Source organism: Alkalibacterium iburiense (assembly GCF_039521845.1).
Lineage (GTDB): Bacteria > Bacillota > Bacilli > Lactobacillales > Carnobacteriaceae_A > Alkalibacterium > Alkalibacterium iburiense.
Window position 1 is genome coordinate 41,384 of record NZ_BAAACW010000128.1, and the last position, 10,775, is coordinate 52,158.

At 38.6% G+C, this 10,775-nt stretch carries 9 protein-coding genes and 1 pseudogene; 2 read left to right on the forward strand and 8 right to left on the reverse strand.

Annotated features, from left to right (window positions below):
• Positions 1-23: 23 nt before the first annotated feature.
• From cysK to ABDZ53_RS10345, 3 genes are all read right to left on the reverse strand, one after another.
• Positions 24-950, reverse strand: coding sequence for a cysteine synthase A (gene cysK / locus ABDZ53_RS10335; RefSeq protein ID WP_343756243.1), 927 nt, complete (start codon positions 948-950; stop codon positions 24-26).
• A gap of 145 nt (positions 951-1,095) precedes the next feature.
• Positions 1,096-2,091, reverse strand: coding sequence for a ribose-phosphate diphosphokinase (locus tag ABDZ53_RS10340; RefSeq protein WP_343756245.1), 996 nt, complete (start codon positions 2,089-2,091; stop codon positions 1,096-1,098).
• A gap of 84 nt (positions 2,092-2,175) precedes the next feature.
• On the reverse strand, positions 2,176-2,766 hold the full coding sequence (locus ABDZ53_RS10345) for an SOS response-associated peptidase (RefSeq protein ID WP_343756247.1): 591 nt from the start codon (positions 2,764-2,766) through the stop codon (positions 2,176-2,178).
• Between the two features lie 332 nt (positions 2,767-3,098).
• Here ABDZ53_RS10345 and ABDZ53_RS10350 point away from each other — a divergent pair, with 332 nt between their 5' ends.
• Positions 3,099-4,643: an FAD-dependent oxidoreductase gene (locus ABDZ53_RS10350; RefSeq protein WP_343756249.1), complete on the forward strand. Its 1,545-nt coding sequence runs from the start codon at positions 3,099-3,101 to the stop codon at positions 4,641-4,643.
• Between the two features lie 53 nt (positions 4,644-4,696).
• Here the strand turns inward: ABDZ53_RS10350 and ABDZ53_RS10355 are convergent, their stop codons facing one another.
• From ABDZ53_RS10355 to ABDZ53_RS10370, 5 genes are all read right to left on the reverse strand, one after another.
• Complete coding sequence (locus ABDZ53_RS10355) at positions 4,697-6,577, reverse strand: ABC transporter ATP-binding protein (protein ID WP_343756251.1); 1,881 nt, start codon at positions 6,575-6,577, stop codon at positions 4,697-4,699.
• A complete protein-coding gene (locus ABDZ53_RS10360) occupies positions 6,564-8,393 on the reverse strand; it encodes an ABC transporter ATP-binding protein (protein ID WP_343756253.1) in 1,830 nt (609 codons plus the stop codon). The genes ABDZ53_RS10355 and ABDZ53_RS10360 overlap by 14 nt, the downstream gene beginning before the upstream one ends.
• A gap of 157 nt (positions 8,394-8,550) precedes the next feature.
• A complete protein-coding gene (locus ABDZ53_RS10365) occupies positions 8,551-9,276 on the reverse strand; it encodes a GHKL domain-containing protein (RefSeq protein WP_343756255.1) in 726 nt (241 codons plus the stop codon).
• Positions 9,273-9,455 carry a LytTR family DNA-binding domain-containing protein gene (locus tag ABDZ53_RS12955; protein WP_425541705.1) on the reverse strand — a complete coding sequence of 61 codons (183 nt, stop codon included), beginning with the start codon at positions 9,453-9,455 and terminating at the stop codon, positions 9,273-9,275. The genes ABDZ53_RS10365 and ABDZ53_RS12955 overlap by 4 nt, the downstream gene beginning before the upstream one ends.
• A complete protein-coding gene (locus tag ABDZ53_RS10370) occupies positions 9,413-9,994 on the reverse strand; it encodes a LytR/AlgR family response regulator transcription factor (protein ID WP_343756257.1) in 582 nt (193 codons plus the stop codon). Before ABDZ53_RS10370 ends, ABDZ53_RS12955 begins: the two co-directional genes overlap by 43 nt.
• Positions 9,995-10,315: 321 nt before the next feature.
• Between ABDZ53_RS10370 and ABDZ53_RS10375 the strand changes: the two are divergent.
• Positions 10,316-10,711, forward strand: a pseudogene (locus ABDZ53_RS10375) (KilA-N domain-containing protein); the annotation flags it as partial.
• Positions 10,712-10,775 lie beyond the last annotated feature (64 nt).

Below are 10,775 nucleotides of genomic sequence, written 5' to 3' on the forward strand. Positions count from 1 at the left end.
TCTGTTTGATAGATAAATGCCATTTACTCTTCTTCAGCAAAAACGGGGGCTGTTAAATAACGCTCACCTGTGTCGGGCGCAACCGTTAGCACTTGTTTACCAGAGCCTAAGCGTTCCGCAACTTTAATCGCCGCTACCACGTTTGCTCCAGCGGACACTCCCACGAGCAAGCCTTCTTCTTTGGCTAAGCGACGAGTCATATCGATTGCTTCCTCACTGGAAACCGTTAAGACCTCAGAATATAAATCAGTATCCAACACTTCTGGGATGAACCCTGCACCTAACCCTTGAATCTTGTGAGGGCCTTTTTCTTTGCCGCTTAAAACAGCCGACTCCACCGGTTCCACAACAATTAATTCAACATCGGATTTCTTCTCTTTCAACACTTTACCTGCACCGGTTATCGTTCCACCCGTACCGACACCCACAACAAAGGCATCTGGTGAATCTCCACCGAAAGCTTCCAGAATCTCAGGGCCCGTCGTTTTTTCATGAACAGCCGGATTAGCCGGGTTTGTAAACTGAGAAGGCATGAAGTGCCCTGGTTTTGAAGCCAGCTCTTCTGCACGCGCATTAGCAGCGGGCATTCCGTCGGCCCCAGGTGTCAATTCCAATTGCGCACCGTAAGCCTTCATTAACGCACGTCTTTCCTTACTCATCGTATCAGGCATAACAAAAATAGCTTTATAGCCTTTTGCAGCAGCTACCATAGCCAAGCCCACACCCGTATTTCCACTTGTTCCTTCCACAAGCGTATCACCCGGTTTGATGATTCCGTCTTTTTCAGCTTGCTCTATCATATTCAAAGCAATACGGTCCTTCACACTGCCTCCAATACTCATCGATTCAAGCTTCACATATAAATCAGCCGCATCTTCGGCTACAACCTTATTCAGCTTCAAAATAGGTGTTTGTCCGATCAATTCAGTTACAGAGTTTACTTTTTTCATATAATCTCCTCATTCCTTTAACTTTAGTCCTCTTTCAGTTTAAGCTTTAAAGCGTTTTTATTCAAGCACTTACTATTAGAAAGTTAATTTTTTTATAAAAAAGCCCTCTAAACCGACTAATGGGTCCAAAGGGCGTCTGATTTATTTAAATTAATTCATGGTGTTCCAGTTTTTCAACGTATCGTTTATCAAATAAAGGCTTAATGGATTTGTGTTCGTAAATACGTTTGATGGCATCCGCAATAATGATGGCCACACTAATCTGTTCAACCAAAGGACATAAACTCTTTTGAGACAGATCAATTGTATTCGTCACGACGACTTTTTTCAGTGCGGATTGATCTAATACTTCAATAGCATTGTGAGAAAAGACCGCATGGGTCGCACAGGCATAGACTTCTACTGCTCCCGCTTCCAGAAGTGTATCGCACGCTATGGTCACTGTTTTACCTGTATCTATTAAGTCATCATATAAAATACAGATTTTTCCTTCAACGTCTCCTACAATATTGTATTTATGAGGGATATCTTGTTCTTCTTCTTCCCGTTTATCAATAATGGCTAGAGGCGCATTTAAAAGTTCAGCCATTTCTCGGGCACGAGATACTCCGGCATGATCTGGGGAGACAATCACGACCTCTTCCCCAAATAATTCTCTGTCAATAAAGTAATTAGCTAAGAGAGCTGCGGCAGATAAGTGGTCTGTTGGAATATCAAAGAATCCTTGAATCTGTGGACTGTGCATTTCCATCGTCACAACTCGGTCTGCTCCGGCTACTGTCAGCATATTGGCGACAACTTTAGCGGTTATAGCTTCTCTCGGACGTTCTTTGGAGTCTTTTCTGGCATAGCCGTAATAAGGAATCACCACATTGATTTTACGTGCGCTTGCCCGTCTTAAGGCATCAATCATGATAACAGCTTCCATCAAGTAATCATTGCTTGGGTGATTGGTCGACTGAATGAAGTAGACATCATCCCCTCGAATACTTTCTTCAATGTTTATTCTGATTTCTCCATCTTCGAAGGTTGTAATATCGGCTTTTCCTAGTTCCATTCCTAATTCTTTAGCGACTTCTTCAGCTAACGGTCGATTTGAGTTCAACGAAAACAATCGCAACTGCTTTTTCTTTTTTGTCATAGTGGCCTCCACTCATTAACTGTTCACACTCTTCCATTTTATCCTAAGCTTATAGGCTGAAAAATGCAAGGGATTTCCGTTTACTTAGCCCACATGTGTAATTTCTAATTTTCGGCTAGAAGGTTTTAATAGTGCCTGAACTTCCTTAGGGTCATTGTCTAAATTCAAGTAAAATTGTTCGTCTTCCGGTTCTAAAATAACTGGCATTCGGTCATGAATAGAAGCCATTTGTTTATTGGCTTCAGTTGTCAAAATAGAATAGGTCAGCTGACTTTCTCCATTTTCATTGGTATACCGTTCGCATATACCTGCCATAGAAAAAATGGGTAAGTCTTTCATTTGAATGCGTTTCTTCTCCTTTTTCTCAATGCTCTCTACTTTCTGCCACTCAAAAAAGTAAGTTGCAGGAATCAGGCAGCGCCTCTTTGAAAATGGCTCTTTAAATGTTTTCTTTTCTAAAATCGTTTCTGATCGGGCATTGATTAAAGGGCGTTTCGCAAAATTGGGTGTAAAGCCCCATTTAATCCGGTACAACTTTCGATTCGGCAAGAGGACAACAGTGTCAGCAGTAGGAAATATTTCCTCCTGGCCAGTAAAATCCCCTTCTGACCACTTGGCTTCATAGCGTTCTTCCAGTTCTTCTTTGGAGACAGTTAAGCCGTATCTTCCACACATCCTGAACTCCTCCTTTTCTTATATTATAACGCATTTAGAGTTTTAAATTATAGTTTTATTAGTCTGATAAGCAAAAAAATACAGATATTCCTCTTTGCATCCGGTTAATTTTTTTAAAATAATTTAATGAGATGCAAAATCGATTTGCGTCTCGTTAAATCCAGCTCAACCCTTTTATTGAGATGCAAAATGGATTTGCGTCTCAATAATTCCTGCTCAGCCCTTTTATTGAGATGCTCACTCCTTTTAGAGGGTAAAATAAGGCTATCTTTTTCCTTCTAAATTCAAGAGTGCTATACTCAAAAAAAGAAGTCTTTTGAAGGAGGAGTTTTATGGACACCCACTCAACAAATAGTCACCTTTCTCAATTCCCCCAATCCCTTTGGCTTAAACACTCCATCCCCCGCTATCCGTCTTTAACAGAAAATAAAACAACAGAAGTCGGCGTAATCGGTGGGGGAATCGTTGGGATACTCACGGCTTATTTACTAGCCAAAGCTGGGAAAAAAGTCACTCTCATTGAAGCGCGAGAGATGATATCTGGAGTGACTGGCAACACAACAGCTAAGATTTCTGCTCAGCACGGTCTGATTTATAATGAGCTGATGAGCACCTTTGGAGAAAAAGAGGCGCGTTTATACTATGAAGCGAACAGAGACGGCCTTCATATGATTAAAGAAATCAGTGAATCGCTGGAAATCGATTGCGACTTTGAAACCCGGGATGCCACTGTATTTTCTACTTCAACTAAAGGAAAAAAACAAATTGATAAAGAAGCCCAGGCGTATCAAAAACTTCATATTGATGGGACGTTAATTAATGGGCAAGTGGATGAATTGCCTTTTGAAACAACAGCGGCACTCACTATGCCGAATCAAGCCCAATTTGATCCTGTTAAATTTCTCGCCCCTTTATTAAAAGAGATTGAAAAACTCGGTGGGGAGATTTACGAAAATACCCGTGCAGTCAAAGTATGTAAGGGTAAAATGAGAGTGCATCTGGAAAATGAGGCGGCTCTAGATTGTGAAAAAGTTGTTGTCGCTACACACTACCCTTTTAATGATTTTAATGGCTTATACTTTTCAAAATTATCTATTGAACGGTCCTATTTGCTTGCAGCGAAAGTGAATCAACCTGTTCCAAAAGGCATGTATATCAGTACCGAGTCACCGAGTCGTTCCCTTCGTTCAGCCCGCAGCGCAACGGGTGAAGAGTACTTATTAATCGGTGGAGATGGCCATCAAACGGGGAAACGCCACACCCATACAGAAGCTCACTACCGTAATCTTGAAAACTTCGGGAAAACCTGGTTTGATTTACAAGAGGTTCCTTATCACTGGTCAGCACAAGACTTGACTACTTTGGATAAAGTGCCTTATATCGGACAGATGATTCATTCTTCCGAACATATACTCGTTGCGACTGGCTTTAATAAATGGGGCATGGCAATGGGAGCTACCGCCAGTCAGTTACTGACGGATACTATTTTAAATCAAGAGAATGATTACAGCGACTTATTTGACCCCTTGCGTAATAAATTGAAAACAAAAGACGTGCAGCAGTTTACTAAAAAGAATGCAGCGGTCGGAAAAGATTTCGTCGTGAAACATGCTAAGCGACCAGACAAGCCTGCCGAAAGCTTAGCCATAGATGAAGGCGGTTTGGTCACAGTCAATGGTAAAAAAGTGGGAGGTTACCGGGATAAAGACGGCACGCTTCATGTAGTCAAAACCACCTGTACCCATATGGGGTGCGGCTTAGACTGGAATGACGCTGAACGGTCATGGGATTGTTCCTGCCACGGATCACGATTCTCCTATAAAGGCGACGTCCTCGACGGCCCAGCTGTGAAACCACTTGAAAAAGTAGAAGAATAAACAAAATGCCCTTATCACTGAGAATAAAGTGGTAAGGGCATCTTTCATTTATTTTACGTTAAGACAACTTCTTTAATTTCTCCTTCGTCATCTTCTGTATAGTATTGCGCCTGGGCATACCATAAGTCATGATACTTCCCTTTCTTGTCTTTTACGAGTTCCTCATGTGGGCCTCTTTGGACAATCTCCCCTTCATGAAAAACAACGATTTCATCACAGAATCGGCAACTGGAAAGTCGGTGGGAAATATAAAGGGCCGTTTTATCTCCAACAATTTTATCAAAATGAGAATAGATTTCAAACTCCGCAATGGGATCTAAAGCTGCGGTTGGTTCATCTAAAATGACAATGGGGGCATCTTTATAGATGGCGCGAGCCATGGCTATTTTTTGTGCTTCTCCTCCAGAAACTTCTACACCGTCTTTTTCAAAATTCTGATAAAGATACGTATTCAGTCCCTTTGGTAGCTTATCATAGCGCTCTTTAAAGCCAGCATCTTCAATGGCAGACAGCACTTTTTCCTTCTCATATTCTGTTGAAGCTGCAATGTTTTCTCCTAAGCTAAAGGAGAAGAGTCCGAAATCTTGAAAGACTACTGAAAAAAGTTGCAAATATTCATCGTAGTTGTACTTCTTAATATCAATACCATTTAATAAAATTTCGCCCTCAGACGGATCGTATAATCGAGCGAGTAACTTAATGAACGTTGTCTTGCCGCTTCCATTCATCCCTACAATCGCCATTTTTTCTCCGATAGTTAACTTGAGGTTAATATTTTTCAATACATAGTCGTCAGAACCAGGGTATTTAAAGGAAACATTGCGTACTTCCAATTCATACTCATGATCTGATCGTTTTTCGATTGGCAACGTGCCTTCGTGTTTTTCACTTTTCAATTCAAGAAACTCAAAATATTTCTTAAGGACTTTATTATTGTTTTTTAACTGAGAGACATTTGAGACAAACTCAGGGAAAGCCATCATAAAGTTGGAGAGGGCTCCGGTATAAATAACGATTGAACCAGGCGGTATTGCTCCCCCAATAGCTTTCAGTGTTGTAAACAAGAAACCCAAACCTAAAAACAAATGAATCCATATTTGAAGTTTAGTGGTTCCCAGGTTTTCCTCATTTTGCATAGTTGTTAAGGCTTCACCAGTTGATTCCGACATACCTTTGAACACTTTACTGTATACTTTCTGTTGTTTATATAAACGGATTTCCTTCCCTGACTGATAATCAAAGAGTTGATTCATTATGAATCCGTATATATTATTTGTATGCGTCGCACTTTCAAGCATTTTATTTAATGCGTTGACTCCTCGTTCATAAATTTTGGATGCATAGAGGAAGTAGGCAATGCCTACGATGATAACTCCTACTAAAAACCATCCACTGTTAAGAAAAGATAATGAGCTTGTGGCTGGAACCTCTGCCGTAAATATCTGTAGGACAAACACACTAGCTACAACTAAGGAAATCAACTGAGTAATGAGACCTTTTGTTTCTAACATATAATAATGCAAACCCTGTCCGCCTGACAGTTCTGCCATATCCAGAAAATTTCTCAATTCATGTACTTCTGTGTTTTCAATAAATTCATAATCCATATAAATGACTTTGTTGTTCATTTTCATGTCTTTTTTGTCTTTCGCTTGATAATATAAGGTTATTCTATAATGTTCCAGACCATTTGCTAAGACATTCGCCGTAAAAGTCAACAGTAACGCTGAAGCAATAATAGGAATCAGCTCTTCAAAAGTGGGCTGGGTAAATAGTATATTAATGATCCACGATGTGAAAAACAAGCTGATGAACGGGAACAGCCCTTCAGAGACTCCCTGTGCCAGGCTAATCAGTATCAATTTCGGTTCTAGTTCATACACTTCTTTATACCCGCGCCACATCAACTGGGCACTTTCTTTAAACGATTGCATGCTGCTTTTCACCTACTTCATTTTTGTAATAATAACTTTGTGTTTCAAACATATCAAAATACTTCCCTCTTAATCTCATTAACTCAGAGTGCGTGCCTTCTTCGATAATCTTCCCATCCTCCAGAAAGACAATGCGATCACAGAAACGTGTAGAAGCTAATCGATGGGAAATAAAAATAGAAGTCTTATTTTTCGACAAGGATTCATACTGCTGATAGATTTCACTCTCAGCAATGGAATCCAAGGCTGCCGTCGGTTCATCCAGAATAAGTATCGGACCATTTTTATACAAGGCTTTGGCCAATTGCAACTTTTGTTTCTGCCCGCCCGATAAGTCAACTGCATCTGAGAAAATGCGTTTAACTAACTTTGTTTCTCTTCCTTTAGGCAGTGACTGATACACGTGCTTTAATCCACTTTCTTTTTCTACTTTATTTAAATAAACATCATCTTTTTCTTTTCCTTGTAAAACCATATCTTCAATCGTAACAGGCAATTCATAATAATCCTGGAAAACGACTGAAAAGAGAGCGTAGTAATCATCTAGATTGTATTCATCCATTCTGTGGCCATTGATTAAAATCTCTCCTTCTGTTGGACGATATAAACCGGTTAGTAACTTAATCAATGTCGATTTCCCTGCTCCATTCACTCCAACTAAGGCCATTTTTTCTCCTGGTTTAATGGTAAGATTAAACTCCTTAATCGTATCTGTTTCAGCTTCCGGATATCTGTAGGAAACATTTTTAAATTCTATAGAATAAGGAAGGGAGGGTGAAACTTCTGTCTCCACTCCTTCTCCATGGTTGCGCGTGCTTTTTAATTCCATGAATTCCCTGTAATCATCTATTTCCATTCCTGCTTTATTTAAGTCAACAATTCTTCTGAGAATACCGCTAATCCACTGAGACAGAGTAGCAATAGCACCGAAGTATACGGTAAAACTAGCCACACTAATTTCTCCACTAATAATCATTTGAATCAGTAGAACATAGGCAACTAAATCTATAACTAGCTTAAATCCTCCGTCTAAAATATTTCCACCAATCTTTCTGCGTCTCACCTGATGGGTTAACTGATATTTTTCTTGACTCAATTGGGAGAATATATCTCCAAACCAGTTTTCCATTTTATACAATCGCATATCTTTAGCCCGCTGAAAATGACCTGTTTGTTCTGTTAAGTAAGTAATTTTCCGATTAACGGGTGATACCACTTTCTTATTGTCGTCTTCTAATGTATTAATATGCAGACTGTATAAGAAATTGATTACTGATGAGACACCAACGAGTACAATAAACAGCCAATGAATGTCTACTAAAATATAACTATAGAGAAGGAAACCGAGGATGCTCTTTGTAAGTCCTTCAAGCACAAGGAATATATGCTGAAATGCTTGATGCGGATTACTTGCTGTATCAAAGGCTTTATTTATTTTTTCCTGTCCTTCATCTCCATCAAATACATCAAAGTCAATCTTCATTAAATGAACGGCCAGACGATTCAATATGATCACTCTGAAAATATTTCCCTGCATTTGAAGTTTCATCATATTTGTTTTAGAGAGCACCGTTAAAACCAGTACTCCCACAAGTAAGGCAACAAAAGTTCCAATTAGCCATTCCACATTTTGACCAGTCGAAACGCCTTCTATGACAATCGCCGTCAAACCTAATGTTGCTAAAGGCAGGAGCATGCCTGAAACGGATGCTAACCCGACATACAAAAACAACTTCTTATCGTACACTGCGATTTCCTTGAGTAAAAACCAAATATTATTTATTGCTGTATACTTCTGTTCTGATTTTTTCTTCATCTCTTTCACCTCACTTCTATCTTATATCCATTTGAAAAAAAGTGGCTCCTCATTCTTGAATGGTCCTTTTACACACATGAACGGTCGATATAACTCTATACAAGATAAGCATCTAACAGAGTAGACGCTGTTTCTTAAAGAATAGAAAAAAAGAGTGTCACAACGGTAAGGTGACTTCCGTAGCAAACACTCCTTCTTCAAACTGGCGGTTAATAAACCCTTCATATTTGTTGACCGTCGAATCAATTCGTTTGAGACCAAACCCATGATCTTTTCCCTTTTTAGTTGTTAAGATTTCATTCCCTGATTTCCTTATTGTGTGATTCATTGTGTTCGTGACACTGATGTAAAGTTGCCCTTTCATTTCATTGATGTACACACGAATTACCCGGTCTTCTGGATTCTCAAGAGTCATGCAGCCTTCAATGGCATTACTTAATAAATTTCCTAATATTATGCCTAAATCAACATCTTGCACTTGAATCGTTTTCGGTACTTGAGCTTTTGCCCGAAGAGTAATTCCTCTTGACTGGGCTAATGTCAACTTACTGTTCAAAACAGCATCCATCATGACATTTCCAGATTTTATCAGCGTATCAACAGATACTAAATCTTCATCCAATTCGTCTAAGTAACTGTTCAATTGAGTCAGTTGATTCAATTCGAGATAAGCTTTCATCGCTTGGATATGATTTTTATAATCGTGACGCCATCCGCGCATTTGCTTATAAATACTTTCTACCTCTTCTACGTGGGAACGGATAAGTGTGGCATTGGCTTCAGTAATTTTCTTATCATAATAAGAACGGATAAGATGACGCAAGCCAAATCCTACTATCGCTAAGCCAATCACTGAGATTATAATCATGATATAAGGACTCACTGTATCAACCCTTCTTTAAAGTGCTGAATAAAGGCTTCATTGACTTTTTTATATAATCTTCTTGAAACAGGTACTAAAGTATGATTATCCATATAGATATCTGTTTTACTTATTCTTTTAATATGGTCAAGATTAACTAAGTAGGATCGGTGACTTTGAACAAACAGGTCTGCTGACACTTTTTTTTAAACACACCAATACCCTCCAGTGCTTCGTACTTCTTGTCCATCAACTTAACAATGGTTCGGTGTCCATCTGCTTCCAAATACATGATATCGGCTTGAATTATTTTTACTTTCTCTTCTGCTGTTTCTATAACTAGTGTTTCTTCTTTTTTTGGAGTACTTTTTTTGAAGCGGTTCAGCACACGGTGAAGTTTTTTTCTGTCCACCGGTTTAAGAATATAATCCATCGCACTCACTTCATACCCATCTGCCATATAATCCGTATAACCTGTGACAAATAATAATTTTATATCCTGATTTTTTTCTCGCAGTAAGTGAGCCAACTCCAAACCGTTCATACCATCCATTTCAATATCCAGAACCAGTAAGTCAATGGCTTTATCTTCTTCAAAATGAAACAAAAAGGCCTCTGCTGATTCAAAGCACAAAAATTGAAAGGATACTTCATGAGCTTGTCCATATTCTTTTAATAACTTTTTCAATAATTCTATCTGAACTGCTTCATCATCGACTAAAGCTATACGCCACTTCATTTCATTCACCTCACGTTTATTATAACGTAAATACTAGCATTTTGTTGTGGCATTTTAAGCTCACTTTACCCTTTGATAATGATACCAATATACTTTCTCTTTTATTCCCAAATGAACAATCTGGGTGAATATACTTCTATAAATTAATAATCAGGATGCAAAAATGCAAACATAAGTTCTTTTTTGTTGTGGTTCGATACCCTTATTGATATAATAATGATAATAGATTAGATATATTTATAGGAAGTTGATATGTGCGTCATTTATTTTATTACTAATGAATAGTACGAAAAATGACTTAAAATGAGAGGATGATCAACAGTGCCACCTAAAATTATAGCTCATGGAAATGAAATATCCGTTACTTTCGGAGAAAAGAAAGATTATATAAGTTTGACCGACATAGCTAAATATGAAAACAAAGACAGTCCGGCTGATTTAATAAAAAATTGGTTGAGAAATAGAAATACCCTAGAATATTTAGGAACTTGGGAACGATTGAATAATCCTAATTTTAAACTGGTCGAATTCGACCAGTTTAAAAACGAATCGGGTTCCAACTCTTTTGTAATGTCTCCTAAAAAATGGATAGAGAATACAAATGCAATAGGGATAACATCAAAGTCAGGTAGATACGGCGGTACATTTGCTCATTCAGATATTGCTTTTGAATTCGCTTCATGGATATCTCCGGAATTTAAATTGTATATTACTCAAGTTTCGCACCCTAATAAATGCTTCACAATCCTATCGGATTAACCCTCACCAAAGAAATTACGCA

Excerpts from the sequence above, each read along its gene's own strand:
- cysK (WP_343756243.1), bottom strand. The coding sequence starts at position 950 with ATGAAAAAAGTAAACTCTGTAACTGAATTGATCGGACAAACACCTATT.
- ABDZ53_RS10340 (WP_343756245.1), bottom strand. The coding sequence starts at position 2,091 with ATGACAAAAAAGAAAAAGCAGTTGCGATTGTTTTCGTTGAACTCAAAT.
- ABDZ53_RS10345 (WP_343756247.1), bottom strand. The coding sequence starts at position 2,766 with ATGTGTGGAAGATACGGCTTAACTGTCTCCAAAGAAGAACTGGAAGAA.
- ABDZ53_RS10350 (WP_343756249.1), top strand. The coding sequence starts at position 3,099 with ATGGACACCCACTCAACAAATAGTCACCTTTCTCAATTCCCCCAATCC.
- ABDZ53_RS10355 (WP_343756251.1), bottom strand. The coding sequence starts at position 6,577 with ATGCAATCGTTTAAAGAAAGTGCCCAGTTGATGTGGCGCGGGTATAAA.
- ABDZ53_RS10360 (WP_343756253.1), bottom strand. The coding sequence starts at position 8,393 with ATGAAGAAAAAATCAGAACAGAAGTATACAGCAATAAATAATATTTGG.
- ABDZ53_RS10370 (WP_343756257.1), bottom strand. The coding sequence starts at position 9,994 with ATGAAGTGGCGTATAGCTTTAGTCGATGATGAAGCAGTTCAGATAGAA.